This window comes from Actinoplanes sp. NPDC051470 (assembly GCF_040682035.1).
In the GTDB taxonomy this organism is placed as follows: domain Bacteria; phylum Actinomycetota; class Actinomycetes; order Mycobacteriales; family Micromonosporaceae; genus Actinoplanes.
Genome location: NZ_JBFBAA010000034.1, coordinates 83,655 through 107,760, shown reverse-complemented (window position 1 = coordinate 107,760; position 24,106 = coordinate 83,655). Strand labels below are relative to the sequence as shown.

Here is a 24,106-nt window from a genome sequence, read left to right as displayed (position 1 = left end):
CACCGACGGCACCGCACCGTATCGCGCACGCTCTCTCACAACCCCGCCACGCTGCCACCGAACCTGCCCCCGGCCAACCCGCCGCGCCGAAACCCGCCCACGATCACCGACGTGCGGAATGCGGGGCTAGGCCTCGACGCTGCGGATGGTGAACTCGGGCGAGTGGTTGGTGGCCCGGTGCGGTTCCTCCGCGGCCACCACGCGGTAGCGGTGGGTGCCGGAGGTCGGCGGGGTGGCCACCACGCTGAAGCCGGCCGTCGTGTCGGTCCGGCCCTGGTTGACCGTGCGCCACTGCCCGTCCCGGTAGAGGCGCTGGAGGAGGACCTCCTTGCCGGACTGGAACGGTTGCAGGACGCCGGCCACGGCGACATCCGTGGCGGCCAGGACCACCCGCCGGGCCGGCGCGGCCTGCAGGACGTAGTAGTAGCCGACGTGGCCACGGACCTCGCCGAGGCGGGCGGCCGGGTCGCCGTCCGTCAGCCAGGCGCAGAACTCCCCGGTGTAGTCGCGGCCGGCCGGGAACGTCATGCGGAAGTCGCCCCGCTCGTCGGTGTGGCCCGCGGCGTAGCTGCCCGAGCCGGTCGCGCACTCGTCGCCGTACCCGATGGCCACCGGGACGCCCGGGGCGGACACCGTCACCCCCTGCATGACGAAGTCACCGGGGAAGAAGAAGCCCGGATTCCACAAGCGAATCACCGGGGCCGCCTGGGCCGGCGCCGCCAGGCCGAGAACGGTCACCAGGACCAGGGTCAACGCCACAAACGCCCGTCGCACGACCGGAGAACCTCCCCGTTCTAGGTGCCGCGGATGGTGAACGTCGCCGAGGTGCCCGCCGCGCGCGACTCGATGGCGGGGACGAACACACGGTACGTGTACGTGGCCACTCCCGGTGGGGTGGCGAGAGTGCTGTACTGCGAGTTGCCGTCGGTCCGCGCCGTGTTGACGGTGTGCCAGGTGTTGTCGCTGTAGCGGCGCTGGAGCTGGACCGTCGTGCCGAATGGCGCGATCGGCACCAGCGAACCGGTCACGGCGACGTTCGTGCCGGCCGGGGCCGATGCCCGCGCCGGCTTACCGGTGACCGACCAGCGGTAGGCCGGGGCCTGGAAGGTCGGCGCGATCAGGGTCGGGTTCTGCCGGGGCACGTTGTCGCCGGAGATCCAGGCACAGTGGCCCTGGTCGTAGGTGGCGGCGGGCAGCGTCGACCGGAACTCGCCGGCGCTGTCGGTGTGCCCGGCCGGGGTGCGGCTGGGGTCTTCGGCGCAGACGTTGTCGTAGCCCAGGCCGATCGGCGCGCCGGCCAGCGGCCGGCCGGTGGTTCCGTCAGCCACCCGGACGATCCGGGTGAGCGGCGCGTCCACGGTGGCCGGACTCGGCGTGAAAGTGAGCGTCAGCCGCGGTTTGTTCGAGCTGTGCACGTCGATCGACGGCACCTCGCCGGCGGTTCGCGGGTCGGTCTCGAGGGTGTTGCCGGCCACGTCGTAGGCGACCACGCTCTCGGGCCGGTAGGCGCCGGTGGCCCAGTCGGAGGTGATCGCCACGCCGCCGGTCCAGACGCCGTCCCGCGGGGTGCCGGAGCCGAGGGTCAGGTGGACCCAGCGCGAGCCGACCCGGACGGCGGGCGAATAGCCCTCCCAGCCGGGGAGGCCCGGGTGCACCTCCACACCGGAGTCGTCGTCGGTCAGGCGCACGCTGACCGAGAGCAACTCGGTCTCCAGCCCGGCCACGGTGGCGGTGCTCCGGGAGAACGTGACGGAGTGGTATTCCGGTGGTGTGGTGTCTGCGGAGGCCGGTGCGGCGAGGCCGGCCGTGAGCGTGAGAAGCGCCGCCAATCCCCGTGTCACGTACGGATTTTACGCGTCGGGGCGCTCGCCGGAGGCCGGTCTGATTACGCGCCTGTCGGTGACGATCGCGGTGATCAGGTCGTACGGTGTGACGTCGAAGGCCGGGTTGGCGGCCGGGAATCCGGCGGTGACCTCGGCGGCGGCCCGGTCCTCGATCTCCACCGCGCCGCCGTCGGGGGTGTCCGGGTCGATCGTGGACTCCGGCGCCACCACGACGAACGGGAGGCCGGCCCGGCGGGCGCCGAGCGCGTGGGCGTACGTGCCGATCTTGTTGATCGTGTCGCCGTTGGCGCAGATCCGGTCGGCCCCCACGACCACCGCGTCCACCTCGCCGCGGGCCATCAGGAACGGCCCGGCCCCGTCCACCGCCACCCGGAAGTCGACACCGGCCCGGGTCAGCTCCCACGCGGTCAGCCGGGCGCCCTGCAGCAGCGGCCGGGTCTCGCTGGCCAGCACGTCCCGCAGCGTTCCGCGCCGGTGCAGTTCGAGCACCACGCCGAGGGCCGTCCCGCCGACCACGGCGCACAGCCCGCCGGTGTTGCAGTGGGTCAGCATCCGCGGCGCGCGGCCGCACAGCTCGGTGATCAGGTCGGCGCCCCGGGTGGCCATCGCCTCGGACGCGGCGATCTCCTCGTCGCGCACCCGCAACGCCTCGGCGAGCGCGGCGCCCGGACCCTCGGGCAGTCGCTGGGCGGTGCGTCGCGCTCCGCGGGCCAGGTTCACCGCGGTGGGCCGGGCGCTTTCTATCGCGCGTACGCACAGAGCAAGCTCTTCGGGATCTTCGGCATGGAGGCGGGCGGCCAGGGCGACCCCGAGCGCCCCGGCCACCCCCAGGGCGGGCGCGCCCCGCACGGCCAGCGTCTGGATCGCGGTGATCAATTCGGGCACGGTGGTCAGCCGCAGCACCCGCTCCTCGGCCGGCAGCGCCGTCTGGTCGATGATCTCGATGGCGCCGTCCACCCAGTCGATCGTCCGCATGCCTCCTATTCTGCAGACATGCCCGCCAGAGATCCGGTCGCCGACCTCCGCCGCATCGCCTTCCTGCTGGAACGCGCCAACGAGGCCACCTACCGCGTGCGCGCCTTCCGCTCGGCCGCCGCGACGATCGCCGCGCTGCCCCCGGACGAACTACGCGAACGGGTCTCCTCGGGCACGCTGTCGAAGCTGAAGGGCGTGGGTGACGTGACCGCGCTGGCCGTGGGCGAGTCGCTGGCCGGCACCGTCCCGGCCTACCTGCGCCGGATGGAGGCGACCGAGGGCACCGACCTGCAGGGCGCGGCGGCGAAGCTGCGGGAGGCGTTGCGGGGCGACTGCCACTCGCATTCGGACTGGTCGGACGGCGGTTCGCCGATCGAGGAGATGGCCCTGGCCGCGGTCGAGCTGGGCCACGAGTACCTGGTGCTGACCGATCACTCGCCCCGGCTGACGGTGGCCCACGGCCTGTCGCCGGCCCGGCTCCGCCAGCAGCTCGACCGGGTGGCCCGGGTGAACGACGCGCTACCGGAGGGCTTCCGGATCCTCACCGGCATCGAGGTGGACATCCTGGACGACGGCTCGCTCGACCAGGAGGACGCGCTGCTCGCCCGGCTCGACGTGGTGGTCGGCTCGGTGCACAGCAAGCTGCGCGACGAGGCGCCGCGGATGACCCGCCGGATGCTGCGGGCGATCGAGAACCCCCATCTGGACATCCTCGGGCACATGACCGGGCGCAAGGTGTCGGCGGCGGCGGCCGGCGTGAAGGCCGAGGGCGACCGGGCCCACCGCCGCTCGCCGACCCGGCCGCCGAGCGACTTCGACCTGGCCAAGGTGCTGGCGGCGGTGGTCGAGCACGGCAAGGCGGTGGAGATCAACTGCCGGCCGGACCGGCTGGACCCGCCGAAGCGGATGCTCACCGCGGCGGTCGAGGCCGGCTGCCTGTTCAGCATCGACACCGACGCGCACGCCCCGGGCCAGCTGGACTGGCTGCGGTTCGGCTGCGAGCGGGCGGCGCTGTGCGGCGTACCGGTCGAACGGGTCGTGAACACCTGGACGACGTCGCGCCTGCTCGATTGGACGGCGTCGCACGAGCGGTAGTGTCGGGCCGGTGGGAGACGTAGCTGACCTTGCCGACCGGTACATCGCCGCCTGGGCTCCGCTGAACCCGACCGGCGCCACCTTCATCGGTGTTCCCGGCCAGGACGACAAATTGGACGATCTGTCGCCGGAGGGCTACGCCGCCCAGGGCGAGCTGGCCCGGCGGACCATCGCCGAGCTCACCCTGATCGACCCGGAGTCCGAGACCGAGCAGGTCGCCAAGGAGGCCATGCTCGAGCGGCTCGGCCTGGAGCTGTCCCGCTACGAGGCCGGCTACACGGCCAGCGAGGTCAGCGTCATCTCGCACGGCGTGGCCGCCCTGCGGCAGGTGTTCGACCTGATGCCGACCCAGGGCGAGGAGGCGGCGGCCAACATCAGCGCCCGGCTCGCGGCGTTCCCCCGCGCCGTGCAGGAATATCAGCGCACGCTGACCGAGGCGGCCGAGGCCGGCCAGGTCAGCGCCCGGGCCCAGTTGCTGGCCGCGGCCGACCTGTGCGAGGCCTGGGCCGACCCGGAGCGGGACGACTTCTTCCGCGGCCTGGCCCGCCGGGTCGGCGCGAGCGGCACGCTGGGCGCCGAGATCGACCGCGGGGCCACGGCCGCGACCGCGTCGGTGGCCGGCTTCGCCGAGTTCCTCCGGGCCGAGATGGCGCCGCGCGGGCGGGACAAGGAGGCCGCCGGTCCGGAGCGCTACGCGCTGGCCTCGCAGTACTTCCTGGGCGCGAAGATCGACCTGGCCGAGACGTACGCCTGGGGCTTCGACGAGCTGCACCGGCTGGAGACCGAGATGCGCGCGGTGGCGGCCGAGATCGCCGGACCGGGCGCGAGCATCGACGACGCGGTGACCACGTTGGACGCCGACCCGGCCCGCTGGGTGCCGGGCAAGGAGGCGTTCCGGGAGTGGATGGAGCAGGTCGCGCACAAGGCGATGGACGAGCTCGCGGGCACCCACTTCGAGATCGCGCCGCCGCTGCGGAAGCTCGAAGCCTGCCTGGCGCCGACCTCGGACGGGGCGATCTACTACACCGCGCCGACCGAGGACTTCTCGCGCCCGGGCCGGATGTGGTGGGCGGTGCCGGCCGGGCAGACCCGGTTCTCCACCTGGCGCGAGACGTCGACCGTCTATCACGAGGGCGTGCCCGGCCATCACCTCCAGGTCGGCGGGGTCCAGCTGCTGACCGACCGGCTGAACCGCTGGCAGCGGCTGCTGGCCTGGTGCTCCGGGCACGGCGAGGGCTGGGCGCTGTATTCCGAGCGGCTGATGGCCGACCTCGGCTATCTCGCCGACCCCGGCGACCGGCTCGGCATGCTGGACGGCCAGGCGCTGCGCGCGCTGCGGGTGATCGTGGACATCGGCATGCACCTGGAGCTGGAGATCCCCCGGGACAACCCGTTCGGCTTCCACTCGGGCGAGCGCTGGACGCCGGAGCTGGGCTGGGAGTTCATGCGGGCGCACTGCCGGGTCGACGAGGACGTGCTGCGCTTCGAGTGGCGCCGATACCTGGGGTGGCCGGGACAGGCGCCGGCGTACAAGGTGGGCGAGCGAATCTGGCTGCAGGCGCGTGACGACGCCAAGGCCCGCAAAGGCTCCGAATTCGACTTGAAAGCCTTCCATCAGGACGCGTTAAATCTGGGCGTTCTCGGGCTCGACCCACTCAGAAAAGCCCTCTCTCGCATTTAGAAACGCGACGGACTTTGTGTCCGCTGCGTTACCGTCCGCAGTTTCGGCACTCTCCGCTGTTGTCCCGTCACTATCGGCCTAATAATTGACCGATATCCATGCCTTTCCTCTCGATACAACCGACCCTGCCCGCGGCGCATCCCCCGATCAGACGATTCAAGACTGACCAGCGGTAAGGGGTCCCTTGAGTATTTCTCGGGATAGATTGGCCCGGATCCGCGCGTCTGTGCGATTACAGAGGGTGATCGATGGCCGGGCGGCGGCTCAGTAGTGCCCGTGGCGGAGGAAGAGGCAATGGCAGCATCGGACGGAAATGGCCCGTCGGGTCTACGCTCCGCGCTCGCGGTCGTTTTGACGATCTTGATTCTGGCGCCGGCCGGCACGCTTTTCTTCCGGTCCTGGCAGCAGAACGCCGGCGAGCGTGACGACGCGCAGAGCGAACAGCAGGGCGTCGAATACCTGGGCGGCCTGGCGCCGCTGGTCAGCGCGCTGACCGAGGCGCAGTCCTCGTCGATGCAGGGCGTAACGGCCGCGCCGGCCTCGCTGACCACGGCGGTCAGCCGGATGGCCGCGATCGACGAGCGGATCGGTGACGACCTCGGCACCCGCGAGCGGTGGACCGGCCTGCGCGACCGGATCAACCGGCTCAGCTCGGTGACCGGCCAGCCGCTGCAGATCTACCAGGCCCATGTCGAGGTGACCAACCTGACGCTGGCGTTGTTCAAGAGCGTCGCCGACAACTCCACGCTGAGCCGCGACCCGGACAACGACCTGTCCCACCTGCAGCAGGCGTTCGCGCTCGACCTGCCGAACACCACCGTCATGGTGAGCCGGATGGGCGACCTCGCGCTGATGCTGCAGAACCCGAGCGGCTCGGCCCAGGCCCGGGCGCAGGCCCAGGCCGCGCTGCTGCCGCAGTTCGGCGCGGCGGTGCTGGCGGTCAACACCAACGTCGCCTCGCTCACCGACAACCTCCAGGCGGCGGTCGACGACACCGAGAGCACCACGCTCAGCGGCAGCCTGGTGACCACGGTGGACGCGTTCCGCCGCGGCGTCGAGGCGTTCATCCGCGGCGCCAGCCCCGGCGGCAGCAGCGCCCCGAACGCGGCCGCGATGGCCACCGCGCAGAGCCAGCTGCAGACCTCGCTGTCCAGCCTCTCCGGTGTGCTGGTCCGCGAGATGCGCGGCCTGCTGGACAGCCGGATGGACCGGCTGGACAGCCGGCGGATCGAAACCATCGTGATGGGCGCCCTGGTCGTGCTGCTGGTGCTGGCCGTCGTGCTGCTGATCGCCACCGGGCGGCGCCGGGGCCGCGCGGTGCCCGAGCGTGAGCCGGTCAGCCTGGCCGACTCGCTGCCGAGCGCCCGCGACCCGTTCGCCGCCGCCCACGCCCATGATCCCGCGCCGCCTTACGGCACACAGGCCGGGCCCGATCGGCGGGAGCGTTCCGGTGCTCTTCGGTAAGTTCCGCATCCTCGGCAAGCTGACCCTGCTGGTTCTCGTACCGCTGCTCGGCGTGGTCGCACTGGCCGTGCCCATCGTGATCAACCGGGTCGACGCCGCGCGCGACGCCCAGCGGATCAAGGACACCGTCGAGCTGGCCAACGCGGTCGGCTCGGCCGTGCAGGACCTCCAGGAGGAGCGCCTGCTCTCGTCCGGCTACTTCCTCGGCCTGGTGCAGAGTCCCGACCTGGTCGCACAGAGCGCCAAGGTGCAGGACAAGCTGGCCGCGCTGACTCGCCGCGACAAGCCGCTGAACGCCACGATGAAGGGCGCGGTGGCCAACGCCGCACGGCTGAACGACACCCGCGCCGCGGTCCTGAGCCGCAAGACCGACCCGTACAAGCTCGTGCAGGACTTCAACGCGGTGGTGCAGCCGCTGATCGACGGGCTCCAGCTGCGCACCCAGGCCGACCTGACCACCTCGGTCGGCCGCCAGCTCTACGCGCTCGACTACGCCCTGCGCACCAACGACCTGATCAGCCAGTCGTCGTCGTACCTGACCACCGCCGCGATCGCCAACAACCCGCAGTTCGTCGGGCTGTTCGCGTCGCTGCTGATCCGGCTCCAGAACGACATCCTCACCGCGCAGGTGTTCTTCACGCCCTCGCAGTACAAGCTCTACCTCTCGGCCCAGGACGCCTGGTCGTCCCGGGTCGGCGTGCAGTTCCTGACGCTGGCGGCGACCGACCCGGCCAAGGCGATCGGGCTGCTCAACCGCGACTCGCTGTTCGGGTCGCTGCAGTCGGTGAACGTGCTCGGTGGCTTCGTCGAGAAGCGGGTCTCGGCCGACGTGAACGCGGCCGTGACCACGAACCGGGACGACGCCCTGCGGACCGCGTACTGGGTCGGTGGCGCGTCGCTGCTGCTGCTGCTGATGGTGTTCGGCCTGAGCATCGTGATGGCCCGCGCGGTCGCCCGGCCGCTGCAGCGCCTGACCAGCTCGGCCGACCGCATCGCCCGGGCGGCCGAGACCGAGCTCGAGCGGGTCGCCGACGACGAGGCCGAGGTGGCCAGACCGATCCGGCTCGACCCGGTGGATGTGGCGGCCCGGGACGAGATCGGCGACCTGGCCCGGGCCTTCGACCGGGTGCAGACCACCGCCGTCCGGCTGGTGGAGCGCCAGGTCGGCGGCCGGCGCAACGTGGCGCAGATGTTCGGGCACGTCGGCCGGCGTACGCAGAACCTGGTCGGTCGTCAGCTCGCGCTGATCGACAACCTGGAGCGCCGGGAGACCGACTCGGACCGCCTGCGCGAGCTCTACCGCCTGGACCACATGTCCAGCCGGTTGCGCCGGAACGCGTCCAGCCTGGTGGTGCTCTCCGGCGGCGCCGGCACGAACGAGCACATGGCGCCGCTGCCGCTCTCCGACGTGGTCCGGCTCGCCCTGGGTGAGATCGAGGACTACACCCGGGTCGAGGTCGAGGTGCCCGAGGAGATCGTGGTCGTGCCGGCCCTGGTCGCCGACCTGACCCTGCTGCTGGCCGAGCTGATGGAGAACGCCACCGCCTTCTCCCCGCCGCACACCCAGGTCATGGTCACCGCGGCCGAGCTGCGCGGCGGCGCCCGGCTGGCCATCGTCGACCACGGCCTGGGCCTGGCCCCCGAGCGGCTGGCCGAGGAGAACGCCCGGCTGACCCGCCGTGAGCGCCTCGACCTGGCGCCGACCGAGGTGCTCGGCCTGTTCGTGGTCGGCCGGCTGGCCCGCCGGCACGGCATCGAGGTCACCCTGACCGACACGCCCGAGGGCGGCGTCACCGCGTGGATCGACCTGCGCCCGGCCCACCTGGTCCCGGCGGCCGAGACGCTGCCGCCGGGCACGCCGATCCAGGCCATCGTGACCAGCCCGACCAGCGAGTTCGGGGCGCTGCTGGCCGGCGGCGTCCGGCGATCGGCGCCGGGCAGCTTCCAGCCGTTCGACGCGAACGTGCTCGACCGCGCGACCCGGACCCTGCAGAGCGCGCAGACCTGGAACGCGTTCGCCTCGCCCCACCCCGAGCTGACCTCGTCGGCCACGCCGATCGACGCCGAGATCGTCGACGACCTGCCGTACGGCCGGGACGAGCCGGGCCGGCCCTACGACGCCGGCACCCCGGTGGCCGGCCGGCACCCGGCCGCGATGCCCGAGCTGCTGCCGGTGCCGATCGAGATGACCCCGGCGCCGGTCCCCCCGCCGCCGGCCGCACCACCGCGGTTCGAGCCGCACCAGGTCGAGCCGCAGCAGTTCGAGCCGGTCACCATCCCCCGGCAGCGGACCGGCCCGGAACAGCCGGCCCGCAACGGCAATGGCAACGGCAACGGTCTGCGCCGGCGGGTGCCGGGCAGTCAGCTGCCGCAGGACACCGGTCCCCAGACGCCCGCCGCACCGCCGTCCACCGACGACGCGCTCGCCGCCCGAGCCGCGTTCGAGGCTTTCGAGGCCGGCGTGACCAGGGCGCAGTGGGACGTCATCGAGGCCGGGATGACCGCCCCGTCGGCCGACGGCAACCCGCCGCTGGCCCGCCGGGTCCCGGGCGCCTCGCTGCCGGCTCCCGAGCCGCAGAACCACACGCCGGCCGCCTCGCCGCGCCAGCCCCTGGACCCGGACGCCGCGCGCGCCCTGGTCGAGCAGTTCGAGTACGGAGTCGCACTCGCCTTGAATGAGTCGAAGAGCCAACACGAGGGACAATCGCGATGACTTCCCCCTATAGCACCGAAACCAACAGCGGTCGCGACTACGCGCACTCGCAGCTCAGTGCGGAGGCGAAAACCTTCAACTGGTTGCTGGACTCGTTCACGTCCGGCACCGCTGGGGTGATCGAGGCCATCGCCGTGTCCTCCGACGGCCTGCTGATGGCCATGTCGGCGATCAAGGACCGGCCCAACGCCGAGCGCCTGGCCGCGGTGGTCTCCGGCCTGACCAGCCTCTCCGGCGGCGCCGCGAGCTGGTACAACCTGGGCAGCCTGAACCGCGTGATCATCGACATGCAGGACGGCTACCTGCTGGTCACGGCGATCAGCGCCGGCTCGGTGCTCGGTGTGATCGCCGACCGCACGGCCAACCTGGGCACGCTCGCGTACGAGATGACGCTGTTCGCCACCCGGGCCGGTGGCGCACTCAGCCCCCGCCTGATCGCGGAACTGAAAAACGCCGTTCAGCAATGACCTACCCGGGCGGCCCCGATCACCCCGGACGCGAGCCCGCGCCCGGGGTACGGCCGTTCCTGCGGATGAAACCGTCACCCCGGCCGACCGAGGCCGGTGACTCCAACTCCACCCTGCGCCCGTTCGTCATCACGTCCGGGCGGGTGGACGGTCCCGACCCCGACATCGGCATGGAGACCCAGGTCACGGCCCACCCGGGCGCCGTGCCGACCCGGCTGCCGCCGGAGAAGCGCGCCATCGTGACCCTGTGCGTGGAGCCGCTGTCGGTGGCGGAGATCTCGGCCCGCCTGCGCATGCACCTCGGCGTCACCCGCATCCTCGTCGGCGACCTTCGGGCGGCCGGCCAGCTCGAGGTGCACGTGCTGAACCACGAATTCCCGAAACCCGAGACCATCATGCGAGTGATCCGTGGACTACGAGCCATATCGTGAGCCGGGCCTGCCGGACAGCCGCATCGTCGGCACCGCGCGGGTGCCCGACGAGCAGCGGCGGAGCGCCCCTCCGGTCCCCGTCAAGATCATCGTGGCCGGTGGCTTCGGTGTCGGCAAGACCACCACGGTCGGCGCGATCTCGGAGATCTCGCCGCTGACCACCGAGGCCGAGATGACCATGGAGTCGATCGGCGTGGACGATCCGGGGCCGGCGACGTCCAAGACGACCACCACGATCGCGATGGACTTCGGCTGTGTGACGATCGACAAGACGCTGAAGCTCTACCTGTTCGGCACGCCCGGTCAGTCCCGGTTCGCGTTCATGTGGGACGACCTGATCCGGGGTGCGCTCGGTGCCCTGGTGGTGGTCGACACCAACCGGATCGACGACTGCTATCCGGCCGTCGACTACTTCGAGCGGGCCGGTCTGCCGTTCGTCGTCGGGGTCAACACGTTCGACGGTCAGCTGGCCTACAACCTCGACGAGGTGCGCTGGGCTCTCGCAGTGCGGGAAGACGTGCCCGTCCTCTCCTTTGACGCACGATTCCGTGGTTCGGTGCGCGACGCCCTGCTTGTGGTCCTCGACCAGGCACTGCACAAGTCGATCAAGATGAATTCTCACTGAGTGTGCATCTGATCGCACAGGTTCGCGGTTTCCAAAACGGCCTTCGAACGGGCAGAGTTGTACCGGGCAGATCCCAGACGGAGGGGCGGAGTCGTGCGAGGCGGACTGGACGACGCGCTGGACAAGCTCGCGCGTCGTGACGAGCTGCGTCGGCGGGCGACCGGGGAGGCGGATGCCACCCCACTCGCGGTGCAGGAACTGGTCGAGGCGATCGCCACGGTTGTCGGCCGGAACCCGAAGCTCGAGGTGACGGTCGGGGTCGAGGGTGTCGGTGACCCGACGCTGCTCCACTTCTACGTCGAGGAGGGCACGGTCCGGGTCACCGCGGACCAGTCGGTGGCGGCGCGGGCCGGCGATGCCGCTCACCGGCACGCCGATTTCGACCTCGATCCCGAGGAGCACACCGTCGCCCCACCGCCGCCCGAGCCCCGCACGGCGCATGTGAGTTACGACGATCGAGACCGCTACGACCCGGGTACGGGCTACGACATGCCCGGCGGCTACCCCCACCCGCAGCCGGCCGGCTACGACGAGGACCACACCGAGACCCTGGACGCGGCCCAGTTCCGCAGCCCGTTCGCGCCCACCCCGCCGCCGCTGGTCCCGCCGCAGTACGCGCCGCCACGCCAGGCCGCCCCCGAACCCGAGCCCGAGCCCGAGAACGGCGGCCTGACACCGCTGCCCGAGCCGATCCCGCTGCGTGACGTCGACACCCAGGAGACCGAGCAGGCGGCCAAGCGACTGGCCGCCCTGCTCCGCGACGACCCGACCCTGCTCCGGCAGGACCGGCAGTAGGCGGCCGCACGCGTCAGTCGAGCGGACGCAGCTTGCTGATCGCGTCCTCGACCCCGCCGACCCGGTCGGCGAGCAGGCCCACCGCGCCCACGGCCCGGGTCATCGGGTCGTCCTCGGCCCCGCCCAGCGCCAGCTCACGCCGGTAGGCGGCCTTCACGTCGGCCCAGCGGGCGGCCTGCTCCGAGGTCAGCCGCCCGCGCAGCTCGGCCAGCTTGAGCAGGTTGGCCTCGGCGCCGGTGGTCAGCGTCTGCGCCTCGCCCAGGTAGTGATCGTCGATCACCGCCTCGAGCTCCTCGTTGTTCATCACCGGGACGATCCGCTCGGCCAGCTTGGTCATGTTGCGGTACGAGCCCTGGAGGCGGAACGGCGGTTCGGTCCGGGAGGAGTCGGCCTGCCCGGCCGAGGCGATGTACGCCTGGTTGTTGCGCAGCACGACCCGCTGCACCCGGCGCATCTTCCGCAGCACCGACAGGATCTGTTCCAGCTCGGCGGCCGAGTACGGGTGGGACAGCTGGTCCGGGCGGACCACGTCGTCACCCTCGGCCAGCCGCACGAGCAGCGGCAGGTCACCCCGGTCGCGAGCGGAGAGCGGCGCGAGCACCGGGTTCGCGGTGAGCGAGTTCTCCAGGTATGACAGCTCGAACAGGTCTTCCCGGCCGGCCAGCACGTCGCCCAGGTTCCACACGTCGGCCCGGTTGGCCAGCATGTCCGGCACCCGGAAGCGCTGCCCGGTCTCGGTGTACGGGTTGCCCGCCATGCACACCGCGAAGCGCTTGCCCCGCAGGTCGTAGGTGCGGGTCCGGCTGTCCCAGACGCCCTCCATCCGACGCTGGGCGTCACAGAGCGAGATGAACTTCTGCAGCAGCTCGGGTGAGGTGTGCTGGATGTCGTCCAGGTAGAGCAGGACGTTGTTGCCCATCTCCAGGGCGAACGAGATCTTCTCGACCTCCTGCCGCGCGGTGGCGTTGGGCGCCTCGGCCGGGTCGAGCGAGGTCACCCCGTGCCCCAGCGCGGGGCCGTTGACCTTGACGAAGACCAGCCCGAGGCGGTCGGCGACGTACTCCATCAGCGTCGTCTTGCCGTAACCGGGCGGTGAGATCAAGAGCAGCAGACCCGATTGATCGGTACGCTTCGCGTCCCCCGCCGCGCCCAGTTGCCGGGCCAGGTTGTCGCCGATCAGCGGGAGGTAGACCTCGTCCAGCAGCCGGTTGCGGACGAACGAGGTCATCACCCGCGGCTTGAACTCGTCCAGCCGGAGGCGGGCACGTTCGGCCGCGCCCAGAGCCGACCGCTGCTTCTGGTAAGCGCGGTAGGCGGGCACCCGCTCCTCCCGGAACTCGCGCGCGTCGGCGAGCAGGTCTTCCAGCCGTACGGTGAACGACCCGCCGTTGATCGTCGGATGCACCCCGAGCAGGCCGGTGACCGTCTCGGTGGTCGCCGCCGACGAGTCGTAGCGGGTGATCGCGGTGCCGGTCAGCTCGATCGCCACCGCCTCGGGGAGATCGGCCTCGGCGCCCGCGTCCGGGGTGGCGGCCAGGAACGCGGTCAGCCAGGCCTCGACGATCTTCCGGCGGGAATCGAGGTCGTCCTCCAGCGTCCGCAGATCGTCGGCGAACTGCCGCGCGGCCGGCGCCTGGCCACCGCCGAGCGCCCGGTGGAAGCGATCCAGCAGGGTGCGCGCGCCGGCGCCGGTGACGAACCCGGCCGGCTCGGCGGCCAGCTCCTCGACCAGGTACTCCCCGATCTCGGCCTGGAGCTCCCGCAGGGCCTCGCTGGCGCCGAAGGCGTCCCGCGCCCGGACCAGCGACGTCGCCCGCACGGACAACAGCCGGCGCTGCTCCTCGGTGGTCCCGAAGGCCCAGAACAGCTGGGCCGCGGCCCGGACCGACGGCCGGTACCGCAGCAGGCCGGCGCCGGCGTGCAGCCGGATCAGGGCGCCCAGGATCAGGGCCGCGTCGGCGTCGTGCACGCCGCGCTCGTACCCCTCGTCGTAGCGCGCCTCGGCCGCCCGCCGCACCAGATCGCGCAGCGTGCCCTCGGGCAGCGCCGCGGCCGCCGCGGCCGGGCCGGCCGCGTACACCGCCGCCGCCAGATGCGCGGCCCGGTACATGGTCTTCGTCTCGGAGATCAGCGGCTGGTCCCAGAACGGCCTGGTCAGCTCGAACGCAGCGTCCCGCACGGTCGCGCGGTAGTCGGTGCCGGTGACCGCGAAGGCCAGCCTTTCCCCGTCCGGAACCAGGGTCAGGTCGATCGCCTGGGTGTTCACCGCGAACGCGTGCTTGCCCAGCCGGATCGTGTTGCCGCCGTCGGTGTACAGGTCGAGCCGGTCGCGCAGGGCCCGCCCGGCCTCCTGCCGCGCGGCCTTGATCTGGCCGTCCAGCTCCTCGGCGCGGACCGAGTCGCCGAGGGTACGCAGCTCGCCGGCCAGCGAGCGCAGCTTGCTCACCATCGGGTCGCTGGCGAAGTAGGTGTTGACCTCGTCGACGCTGTCCAGCGAGGCGACCCGCCGGTGCACGCCGTCCAGGATCCGCCGGGCCGAGTCGACCAGCCGGTCGGCCCGCCGCGCCCGCTCGTCGAGCAGCGACTGGCGACGGCCGGCGATGGCCTCGTACACCTCGGTGCGCTTGGCCCCGAGCTGATCGAGAAAGTCGTCGAAGTCCCCGAACCTGGTCTCCAGCGCCTCGATCTGGAGCATCAGGCGGGCCAGCTGCTCGTCGCACTTCTCCGGGCTGTCGGCCGTCGCCAGCGCGCTGCTGACCGCCTGCCCGAGGAGGGCGAACTCGGCCGCGAACTCGGCCCGGCCCTCGACCGCGGACAGCTCACGCCGGCGCGCGTCCAGGGTGGCGCGGGCCCGGTTGAGGCCGCCGAGCACCTCGCCGATGCGTTCCAGGATGGCCACCCGGACGGTGGCGTCGGCGATGTCCAGCCCGCCGATCACCCCGGTGACCACCTGGAGTCCGTCGGACTGCTCGGTGACCCGCTCGGCCACCGGCGCCGCCGCGGCCACCGTGGCGATGCCGCCCGCCTCGGTCACCAGGTCGTCGACCACCCTTTGGTAGCCGGTGAACGCGTCCGGCCGCTGGAAGAAGTCGACCGCGCGCTGGGCGGTCGCGTCCACCTCGGCGGAGACCTGGCCGGCCAGCTCGTCGAGCCGGGCCACGTCGACGAACCGCATCTCGCGCAGACCGACCAGCTTGCCCTGGTGCCGGCGCAGTTCGGCCAGCTGGGCGACCCAGCCGTCGGTGCCGGTCGGCGTCTCCCCGCGTACCCGGCGAATCAGGCTTTCGACCTCGGTGGCCTCATCCTGCACGGACGACGCGGCCTGCGCGGTCAGCTCCTGAACGGTCTCGAACTCGTCCAGCACCTGCGCGGCCGTGGCCCGGACCTCGGACAGCGGCGTACGCAGATCGCCGAGGTCGGCCTCGCCGAGCCAGTGGTAGTGGTCGAAGATCCGGGTGCACGCCGCGACCATCGCCTCGAAGACCGGGCCGGAGGGCGCCATCTCGTCGGTCATCCGTGCCACCGACAGGCACTCGGAGATGCCCCGGACCAGCTCGGCGTTGCCGATCCGCTCCAGCGGGCCGGTGCCGACCGGTTGCTGGGCCGCGTACGTGTCGGAGACGAACGGCGTCCGCCACACCTGCATCGGGTGCACCCGGGCCGGCTCGTCGGACATCTCCCGGAAGCAGACCAGGGTCCCGTCGTCGAACAGCGAGTACCCGTGGCACGGGATCGGCGTCGCCACCTGCTTACGAATCATGTTGTACGGCAGCAGCAGATAGGCCCCGGCCACCCGCGCGTGGAAGACGTAGAGCACGTCCTCGCCGTTCACCGACCGGAGGGTCCGCTCGAACTCCAGATCGGACACGTCCGCGTCGAATGTCTTGTGCACACCGGTGGCCAGGTAGTAGCCGCCGGGGAAGATGATCCCGTGGTCCTCGGGCAGCCGCTGGCAGGCCTGCCCGATCCCGTCCAGCCGCACCACGTCCCGGGTCCGGGTGTTGAAGACCAGGTAGCGGTACGTCGTTTCCTTGTACGGCAACACTTTCAGCAGGATCAGCGGGCCGATCCGGGTGTACCGGACGTCGGCGTCGGCCAGGCTCTGCAACGGCTCGTCGACCGGCTCCGAGTAGATGCCCTCGCCGTCCGAGGTGTTGTTCTCCACCTTGATGGTCAGCGTGCCGCCGACCGTCTCGACGAAGACCGCGTCGTCGATCGAGATGTGCGGGTGTTTGCCCTGGACGTGCTGCTCGCGGGTGGTCTCGGTCCACTCGAAGTCGTGCGCCGGCGGGAACACGTGGTCGCGCTCGCCCCGGTTGTCCAGATAGGACACCTTGCCGCCGGTGTCCACCCGCCAGCGCAGCACGCGCAGGTCGTCGGCTCGTGGCCCGGTCTGGAAGACGGCCAGCAGCAGCCCTTCCAGCCGGCGCAGCTGGAGCAGCTTGGCCTGCTGGTAGTACCGGTACATCTCGCCGAAGTCGCGCTGGAACCCGGGATCGGTGAGCAGCCCGGGCAGGCTCGACGACGGCTCGAAGCGGAACGCGTCGCCGTCCCGGGAGAACCCGTGCACGGCGAACACGTCGTCCACAGTGGTCTCGGAGCGCAGGCCGATGAACACGTTGTAGCCGAACAGCATCGCGCCGCCGACCTGCGCCACGTCCCGCGGGACGCAGTTGTTCTCGGTGCGGATCCGCTCGGTGCCGAGCAGCCGAAGCTCGGCACCGCCGAACGTGCTGATCCGCCGCTCGTTCAGGGCCTCGGCCCGCTGCGCCAGCTCAGCGCTCTGTTCGCCGAGCCTTTTCTGGAGGACCTCATAAGTCCCGGCGTCGAGGGTCACTTCTCGCCGTTCTCCGTCTGCAGCTGCTTCACCAGGTAGGCCGCCAGCGCGGTGTTGCTGAGGTCGGCGGTGGTCGCGGACCCCACCAGCTTGCTCAGGTCACCGTTCTCGACCAGGGTCGTCGCCACGGTCGAGTTGCCGACCAGCGCGTCGATGCTCTTGCCCATCGTGATCGAGCCGAGCAGCTTGTCGAAGAAGACCGAGTCGCCGCCGACGATGTCGATGTCGGCCTTGGCCAGGCCGGCCGCGACCACCATGGCCTGCTGCTCGGCGATGTCCTTCTGGACGTTGATGCCGGCCAGCCGGATCTCCTTCTCCATCTCCAGCCGCAGGCGGTACTCCTCGTGCCCGCGGGACGCGTCGTCCAGCGCGGCCATCGCGGCGGCCTTGTCGGTGAGGCCCTCGGCCTCGCCCTTGAGCTTCTCGCGCAGGCCTTCGGCCTGGGCCAGCGCCTTCTCGCGGGATACGGTGGCCTCGGCCCGGCCGACCTTCTCGATCGCCTCGGCGTTGCGTTCGTTGACCTGCACCTCGGCCAGGCCGGCGGCGGCCGCCTCGGCCTGGGTGCCCTCGGCCAGCCGGATCTTCGAGCGGGCGTCCAGCTCGGCCGCCTGCTGCCGGGCCTCGGCCAGCACGATCGCCTCGCGGGCCTTGAAGCCGGCCGCGGTCTCCGCCGCCTCGGCCGCCTTGATGTCCTTGACCAGGTGTTCCTGCGCCTCGGCCTCGGCCGCGATGATGACCGCCTGGCGGGTGCGCTCGGCCTCCTCGACGACCCGGAGGCGCTTGATGTTCTCCTCCTGCTCGGCCACGGTCTTGTCCACCGCGACCCGCTCCCGGACCACCTCGGCCATCGCCCGCTTCTCGGTCTCCAGGTCCTTGTCCTTGGCGATCGTGGAAAGCTCGACCTCGCGCTGCCGGATGACCACCTCGAGCATGCGGTCCTTCTCGATCCGCTCGGTCTCGATGGCGATCACCCGCTCGCGGTTCTTCTCGGCCACCGCGACCTCACGCTGCAGGTTCTCCCGCTGGATGCCCAGCTCCTGGTCGGTGCGCAGCGCGGCGGCGTGCGCCTTGAGCCGCTCCTGCGCCTGGACCAGCTCGATCTCGGCCGATTCGCGGGCCCGCATGGTCTCGATCTCGCGGTGCTGCTTGATCTCGGCGTCGGCCTGCCGGCGCTGGAGCTCGAGGATCGTCTCCTTGGCGTCGACGTCCTGGCGGGTGATCTCCTTCTCCTCGTTGCGCCGGTAGTCGTTGGTCTTCACCGCCTCGATCGCGGTCAGCTCGGTGATCTTCCGGATGCCCTGCGCGTCCAGGATGTTCTTCGGGTCGAGCGAGCTCAGCGGCGTCTGCTCGAGGAAGTCGATCGCCGCGTCCTCCAGGCTGTAGCCGTTGAGGTCGGTGCCGATCACGTCGATGATCTGGTCGCGGAAGTCGTTGCGCCGGGTGTAGAGGTCGACGAAGTCGAGCTGCTTACCGACCGTCTTGAGCGCCTCGGAGAACTTGGCGTTGAACAGCTCCTGGAGCGTGGACTCGCTGCTGGCCCGCTCGGTGCCGATCGCCTGGGCCACCTTGATGACGTCCTCGGTCGTCTTGTTGACCCGCACGAAGAACGTGATCCGGATGTCCGCCCTGATGTTGTCCTTGCAGATCAGGCCCTCACGCCCGGTCCGGGTGATCTCGATGGTCTTCACCGAGATGTCCATGGTCTCGGCCTTGTGCAGAACCGGCATCACGACCGCGCCGGTGAACGTGACGTCCACCCGGCGCACCTTCGACACGATCAGGGCCTTGCCCTGCTCCACTTTGCGGAACATGCGGCTGAGGAAGAACAGCACGCCGAGGACGACGAGGACGATTACGGCGACCACGATGCCGAAGCCGGTGGTGATCACATCCATGGGCTATTCCCTTTGTTTCGGTTCAGCGGGGGTTTTCGGGCTCATCCGGCCGGAGCGCGACATCGGCCGGGACGACCCAGAAGAATTCGCCCTCGACATCGACGTCGTAGAGCAGAGCTCGGCTGCCGGCGGTGAGCGTGTCGGCGCCGGTCTGGCGGACCTGGACGATCGCCGACGACCCGTCCGGGGCGTGCACCTCGGCCTGGCCGAAGGTGCGGGTCACCGTGCCGGTGCGGATCACGCAGGTGAGCCCGATGAAGTCGGCGCGGGAGGCGGACGGTCCGTTCGGCCACACGCGGGCCAGCAGCGCGACCAGGACGCGGGTGATGATGAACGCCGCGACCAGGGCCGCGACCAGGACGATCCAGAGCGGGATGGTCAGCAGTTCCGCCCCGGCCAGGCTGCCGAACCAGGCGAACAACACCAGGAGCGAGAAGACCACCGACATGGGTACGCCCGACAGCCCCACAAACGCGAGCGGCCCGTCCCCGGCTTCGCCGCTGTCGACATCGGTGTCGGGGTCGGCGCCGCCGGCGATCACGACGATCCAGTAGCCGATCACCACGATCAGCAACGGCGTGAACACCACGGTGGGGAAGCTGATCGCAGCCTCGACGAACCCACGCATGGACAAACCCGCCCCCGCCTGCCGAGATGTCCTCCGGGCCGCCCGCCCTGAGGTGACTCTGATGATGACAGCCGGGGTCAATCACGCGCAGCCCCGCCCTCGACCACAAATGGTCATCTGTTCGGACTATGCACTACTCACCGTGATGGGCAGATCCTCGGCGTTTGCGCCTGGTTGAGCGCGATGAGCTGGGCCGATGAGCCAGTGTTGGCGATCGTTCGGTCACGGACCTTGTTTCACGCAGAGTAACTGACTAGGTTTTGGCCGATCTGTGACGCGACACCGGAGGTCGTGCGAGCCCTGAGGTTGAGGAGACGGTTACCGCGATGGCGCTCCCCGAGATCCATGTTGTCGCCGGCCGGACCGCGACCGCGACCGCGCTGGGACCGGTGGCCCAGGCCATGCGCCTGGCCGGCCTGCTGGTCCCGGTGCTGGTCGTGGCCGGCGCCGACCCGGGCGCCGTCGGCACCGCGTTCGCCGACCTGGACCTGGTCGCCGACCTCACCCTGCCGGCCGGGCCGGCGGCCGCGCTGCTGGCCCGCTTCGACCGGATGTGGGCCAACCGCGCGCCGACCGCCGTGCTGGTCGCCGGGTCCGACCCGGCCGGTCTGTCCGCCGCGCTGGCCGCCGCGTGGCGCGGCATCCCGGTCGCCCATCTCGGCGCCGGCGTACGAAGCGACTCCGCCGTTGATGGTGATGAAGCGGATGCTCGGCTGATCACCCAGGTGGCCCGGGTGCATCTGGTCGCCCACCCGGTCGACGCGATGAACCTGCTGGACGAGGGTGTGCCGGCGGGCGACCTGATGATCAGCGGCGACGACACGCTCGCGCCGCGCCGGGCCGCGCAGGCCGTCGCCTCGGTGGCCGGGCTCGCACCCCGGCCGGCGCCGATGCCGGTGACCGTCCCCCCGGCGGCGGTGCGGTTCGGTGGCTGACATGGACGCGATCGACTTCTACACCGACTCGTGGATCCGGGACGACCGGGACGGCGTACGCCAAGTGCTGGCGCCGGATGTCGACGTCGAGTGGAACCTGGACGCCCCGGTCGACGACGAGGAGCTGGTGCAGACGCTGCACCGGGTCGCCGTCTTCGCCGACTCGGTGACCGTGGTGGCCAAGGCCGGCCGCGCGGATGGTGCCGCCCTGATCTACGACCTGGTGGCGCCGTTCGGCACCGCCCGGGTGGCCGAGTTCCTGACCGTCGAGGACGGCCGGATCACGCACATCCGGCAGGTCTACGACGTGGTCGCGATCGACCGCTACTTCCCCGGGCTCTACCTGAACTGACCGGCGGTTTCTGTCACACCCGCTGGCTAGGTTCGAGGGATGACTTACAACTTCCAGGTCGTCGTCGATTCCACCGATCCACACACCCAGGCCGACTGGTGGGCCGAGACCCTCGGCTGGCAGGTCGAGCCGTCCGACGAGGCGATGATCAGAGATCTCGTCGGCCGAGGACTGGCCAAGGAAGAAGACACCAAGACCCACAACGGGGTGCTGGTGTGGGCGATCGGGGCCGGCATCCGCCACCCCGACCCACTGCCCAACGGCCGGCCCCAGCGCGTGCTGTTCCAGATCGTGCCCGAGGCCAAGACCGTGAAGAACCGCGTACACCTGGATGTCTGGGTGGGCGACGAGCAGCGCGAGGCCGAGCGCGACAAGCTGGTCGCCCGGGGCGCGGCATATCAGTCGAGCCACTCCCAGGGGCCGTTCTCGTGGTTCGTGATGACCGACCCCGAGGGCAACGAGTTCTGCCTCAGTTGATCATCCCCCACAGGCCATCGACGTGCGGCTATGATCCGCTCACCGCATGGCGCACGGGGGTGCACAACGGGTGTGACCTCTGGTCGGCCATGCACTCTTCCGACCGAGGAACCATCGATGACCCTTGCCTTCCGGGCACGCCTCTGTGCTGCCGCGTCCGCGGGCCTCATGCTCGTGGGCGTCCTCGCCGCCCCGGCCCTCGCCGCCGGGCGCGGCACCATAACCGGCACCTACACGACCGACGCGGGCGCACCGATCCGGGACGCGTACGTGCAGGTCTGGGACGACGACTACACCTGGCTGCGCGACGGGAACACCGACGCCCAGGGGCGGTACACCTTCCGCAACGTACCCGCCGGCCCGATCCGTCTGGTCTTCCAGACCAACGGCATCATCCAGTGGGCGCAACGCAAGCTCACCTACGACGCCGCGACCACGTTCACGCTCGGCGACGGCGCCACGCTCACCGTCGACGAGAAGCAGGTGCCGGTCGGCACCCTGGCCGGCACCGTCCGCGAGCCGAACGGCGAGCCCTCGGTCGAATACACCGCGACCATCACCCGCGCCGACGACCCGCTGGCGGTCTCGTCGGCCAGCCCCGACGAGAACGGCCGGTTCGCCATCGACCTGCCCGAGGGCGAATACAAGCTCGACCTCCAGCGCGGCGCCGTCCAGCAGTGGTGGCCCGGCAAGACCGACCCCGCCGAAGCTGAGACCATCGTGGTCCGTGCCGGCCAGACCACCACGGCCGACGACACGCTGCTGACCAGCGGCTCGCTCGGCGGCACGATCACCACGGCCACCGGCGAGCCGCTGGTCAACGCCGAGGTCGGCCTCTACCGCCCCGGCGGCGACAGCCCCCTCGCCCTCCAGTGGACCGCCGAGGACGGCACTTGGGCCTTCCCCCAGCTCCTGCCCGGCCGCTGGAAGGTGGCTTGGCGGGCCGTCGGCTCCGACACCCTGCAGTGGATGCACGAGACCACCGACCCGGCCCTGGCCACCACGTTCACCGTGGTCGGCAGCGAACACACGGTCGCCGACGACCGGCAGGTCACCAACGGCTCGCTGAGCGGAAAGCTGGTCGACACCGGCGGCGCCCCCGTGGCCGGGGTGACCGTGCGGGCCCAGGTCGCGAGCGACGAATGGGACGAGGGCCGCAAAGCCGTCACCCAGGCCGACGGCACCTGGGCCATCCCCGGCGTCCGCCCCGCCGGCTACGCCGTGTCGTTCACCAAGGAGAAGAGCAACCGAACCCAATGGGCGTACGGCAAAACCACCCGTGACGACGCCCAGCTGATCACGGTCGCCTCCGGCCACGCCGTCACGGTCGACGACACCTGGCTCCCCGGCGCCACCCTCACCGTGCACCCCGTCGACGCCACCACCGGCGCCCCCGTCGACGGCGTCTGCGTCATGGTCTCCGGCCCCGACACCAGCGACTGCGCCGCCACCGGCGACCTGGTCGTCAACGACCTCGCCGCCGGCCCGGCCCACCTCAGCTTCAGCACCCCCGACGGCAGCTTCTACCTGTCCGCCGACGCGCCCCGCGAGGTGACCCTGACCGCCGGCCAGAACACCGCCGTAACCGTCCCGCTGACCCTGGGCGGCAAGGTCACCGCCTCAGCCGTCGAAGCCGCCACCGGCACACCCCTGCGGCGCGCCTGCCTCGTCCTGATCAAGCCGGCCAACGGCGGCGTAGGCGACGGCGGCGGCGAATGCACCAACATCGCCGGCAAAATCACCACCAAAGCCGCTGCGCCCGGCACCTACCAGGTCTTCGTCTTCGCCCCCGAGGGCTACGGCCACCAGTGGCTGGGCGCAACCGGCGGCACCGGCGAACAGAAACTCGCCGCGAAGATCACCGTCAAGCCCGGCAAAGTCGCCAGAACCCCCGACGTACGCGTCGACAAGGCAGGCGCCATCACCGGCACGGTCACCGACGAAAACGACGCACCCCTCCCCGGGGCCAACGTGGCGTACAGCGCCTGGGGCCTGCGGGTCGGCGGCTCCAACGACGTCGAAACCGACGAGAAGGGCCGCTACACGATCGGGCGCCTGGGGCCGTACGCATGGCCCCTGATCTTCACCACCGGCACCCACCCCCGCCAGTGGTCGGGCAACACGGCCAACCGCAACCAGGCCGCCGCCATCGCGGTGACCGCCGGGGCCACCGCCGCCTACGACATCGCCCTGCAGCCCGGTGTGCCCGTGACCGGAACCGTGGCGGTGGCGCCCGGGCTGCCCACCGCGCGCTGGAATCTCACGGCGTTCAATGCGGCTACCGGGGATCAGCTGGCTGAGTTCGACGGCTCTGAGGCTTCGGACGGGGGGTATCGCATGGCTGTTCTGCCGGGGCAGCAGATCAAGCTCGGGTGGAGTGTCTATGACGATGAGGCTGGGGTTGACCAGCGAGGGTTTTATGTGGACGCGGTGGAGTTGGGGTCGGCGGTGAAGATCCCGGTTCCTCGGAGTGGCACGGTGGTGGATTTGGTTGTTGGTCGCTGATCCACATTGGTTTGCTGAGGGGCGGGGCGCCGGGGGTTTTCGGCGGCTCGCCCCTTCTCTTTGTTTACGAGTGCCTGTGGATAACGTCATGGATCGTCACATTTGACGGCTACATTCAACGCCCACCCACAGGGCGGGGGCAGGTGGCGGTGCGCGGGGCGATTTCGTTTTTCGCTCGCGCTTTGCGAGGCCGGGGCTTTGGACAGCTTTCAGGGTGAAGGTCCGGCCATCTGCGCCCGCCGGGCCGCGATGGTGCCCGCCTCGCTGAGTGCCGGCCCTCGCGTCGGTGCCTGATCTCGCGTCGGTGCCTGGTTTCGCGTCGATGCCGGCCGTCGCGTCGGTGCCTGGTTTCGCTGGGTGCCGGCCCTCGCGCTGATCGTGGGCTGA

At 71.0% G+C, this 24,106-nt stretch carries 18 protein-coding genes; 12 read left to right on the top strand and 6 right to left on the bottom strand.

Annotation, left to right across the window (positions count from 1 at the left end; translation table 11 throughout):
- Positions 1-126: 126 nt before the first annotated feature.
- From AB0M54_RS39770 to mtnA, 3 genes are read right to left on the bottom strand one after another with little or no spacing between them, the layout of a single operon-like run.
- Positions 127-774 (bottom strand): hypothetical protein, encoded by a 648-nt coding sequence (locus tag AB0M54_RS39770; protein ID WP_364312876.1) that lies wholly within the window; start codon positions 772-774, stop codon positions 127-129.
- 20 nt (positions 775-794) lie between these two features.
- Positions 795-1,841 carry a hypothetical protein gene (locus AB0M54_RS39765; RefSeq protein ID WP_364312874.1) on the bottom strand — a complete coding sequence of 349 codons (1,047 nt, stop codon included), beginning with the start codon at positions 1,839-1,841 and terminating at the stop codon, positions 795-797.
- A gap of 9 nt (positions 1,842-1,850) precedes the next feature.
- Positions 1,851-2,819, bottom strand: coding sequence for an S-methyl-5-thioribose-1-phosphate isomerase (mtnA, locus tag AB0M54_RS39760; RefSeq protein ID WP_364477182.1), 969 nt, complete (start codon positions 2,817-2,819; stop codon positions 1,851-1,853).
- A gap of 18 nt (positions 2,820-2,837) precedes the next feature.
- Between mtnA and AB0M54_RS39755 the strand changes: the two genes are divergently transcribed.
- The 8 genes from AB0M54_RS39755 to AB0M54_RS39720 all read left to right on the top strand — a co-directional run bounded on the left by AB0M54_RS39755 (position 2,838) and on the right by AB0M54_RS39720 (position 12,090).
- Entirely contained in the window at positions 2,838-3,914 is a 1,077-nt protein-coding gene (locus AB0M54_RS39755) for a PHP domain-containing protein (protein WP_364312869.1), read from the top strand.
- Positions 3,915-3,924: 10 nt separating this feature from the next.
- Positions 3,925-5,595: a DUF885 domain-containing protein gene (locus tag AB0M54_RS39750; RefSeq protein ID WP_364477180.1), complete on the top strand. Its 1,671-nt coding sequence runs from the start codon at positions 3,925-3,927 to the stop codon at positions 5,593-5,595.
- A gap of 351 nt (positions 5,596-5,946) precedes the next feature.
- Complete coding sequence (locus AB0M54_RS39745; protein ID WP_364312865.1) at positions 5,947-7,059, top strand: hypothetical protein; 1,113 nt, start codon at positions 5,947-5,949, stop codon at positions 7,057-7,059.
- Complete coding sequence (locus AB0M54_RS39740) at positions 7,046-9,772, top strand: ATP-binding protein (RefSeq protein ID WP_364312862.1); 2,727 nt, start codon at positions 7,046-7,048, stop codon at positions 9,770-9,772. Before AB0M54_RS39745 ends, AB0M54_RS39740 begins: the two co-directional genes overlap by 14 nt.
- The gene (locus AB0M54_RS39735) at positions 9,769-10,239 is read left to right on the top strand and encodes a roadblock/LC7 domain-containing protein (protein WP_285686133.1); all 471 of its coding nucleotides are present in this window, start codon (positions 9,769-9,771) and stop codon (positions 10,237-10,239) included. The genes AB0M54_RS39740 and AB0M54_RS39735 overlap by 4 nt, the downstream gene beginning before the upstream one ends.
- Positions 10,236-10,670, top strand: coding sequence for a DUF742 domain-containing protein (locus AB0M54_RS39730; RefSeq protein WP_364312860.1), 435 nt, complete (start codon positions 10,236-10,238; stop codon positions 10,668-10,670). Before AB0M54_RS39735 ends, AB0M54_RS39730 begins: the two co-directional genes overlap by 4 nt.
- Positions 10,648-11,295 carry an ATP/GTP-binding protein gene (locus AB0M54_RS39725; RefSeq protein WP_364312858.1) on the top strand — a complete coding sequence of 216 codons (648 nt, stop codon included), beginning with the start codon at positions 10,648-10,650 and terminating at the stop codon, positions 11,293-11,295. Before AB0M54_RS39730 ends, AB0M54_RS39725 begins: the two co-directional genes overlap by 23 nt.
- 93 nt (positions 11,296-11,388) lie before the next feature.
- On the top strand, positions 11,389-12,090 hold the full coding sequence (locus AB0M54_RS39720) for a hypothetical protein (protein WP_364477178.1): 702 nt from the start codon (positions 11,389-11,391) through the stop codon (positions 12,088-12,090).
- 13 nt (positions 12,091-12,103) lie between these two features.
- Here the strand turns inward: AB0M54_RS39720 and AB0M54_RS39715 are convergent, their stop codons facing one another.
- The 3 genes from AB0M54_RS39715 to AB0M54_RS39705 are packed head-to-tail and all read right to left on the bottom strand — an operon-like array spanning position 12,104 to position 19,450.
- Positions 12,104-16,927 (bottom strand): DNA repair ATPase, encoded by a 4,824-nt coding sequence (locus AB0M54_RS39715; protein ID WP_364477177.1) that lies wholly within the window; start codon positions 16,925-16,927, stop codon positions 12,104-12,106.
- Positions 16,924-18,822 carry a flotillin family protein gene (locus AB0M54_RS39710; RefSeq protein WP_364312851.1) on the bottom strand — a complete coding sequence of 633 codons (1,899 nt, stop codon included), beginning with the start codon at positions 18,820-18,822 and terminating at the stop codon, positions 16,924-16,926. The genes AB0M54_RS39715 and AB0M54_RS39710 overlap by 4 nt, the downstream gene beginning before the upstream one ends.
- Positions 18,823-18,844: 22 nt before the next feature.
- Positions 18,845-19,450 carry a hypothetical protein gene (locus tag AB0M54_RS39705; protein WP_364312848.1) on the bottom strand — a complete coding sequence of 202 codons (606 nt, stop codon included), beginning with the start codon at positions 19,448-19,450 and terminating at the stop codon, positions 18,845-18,847.
- A 326-nt stretch (positions 19,451-19,776) separates the two neighbouring features.
- Here AB0M54_RS39705 and AB0M54_RS39700 point away from each other — a divergent pair, with 326 nt between their 5' ends.
- The 4 genes from AB0M54_RS39700 to AB0M54_RS39685 all read left to right on the top strand — a co-directional run bounded on the left by AB0M54_RS39700 (position 19,777) and on the right by AB0M54_RS39685 (position 23,719).
- Complete coding sequence (locus AB0M54_RS39700) at positions 19,777-20,385, top strand: UDP-N-acetylglucosamine 2-epimerase (RefSeq protein ID WP_364312846.1); 609 nt, start codon at positions 19,777-19,779, stop codon at positions 20,383-20,385.
- A gap of 1 nt (position 20,386) precedes the next feature.
- Positions 20,387-20,737, top strand: a complete 351-nt coding sequence (locus AB0M54_RS39695; protein WP_364477188.1) for a hypothetical protein — start codon at positions 20,387-20,389, stop codon at positions 20,735-20,737.
- 39 nt (positions 20,738-20,776) lie between these two features.
- Complete coding sequence (locus tag AB0M54_RS39690) at positions 20,777-21,214, top strand: VOC family protein (protein WP_364312843.1); 438 nt, start codon at positions 20,777-20,779, stop codon at positions 21,212-21,214.
- Between the two features lie 117 nt (positions 21,215-21,331).
- On the top strand, positions 21,332-23,719 hold the full coding sequence (locus AB0M54_RS39685; RefSeq protein WP_364477175.1) for a carboxypeptidase regulatory-like domain-containing protein: 2,388 nt from the start codon (positions 21,332-21,334) through the stop codon (positions 23,717-23,719).
- Positions 23,720-24,106 lie beyond the last annotated feature (387 nt).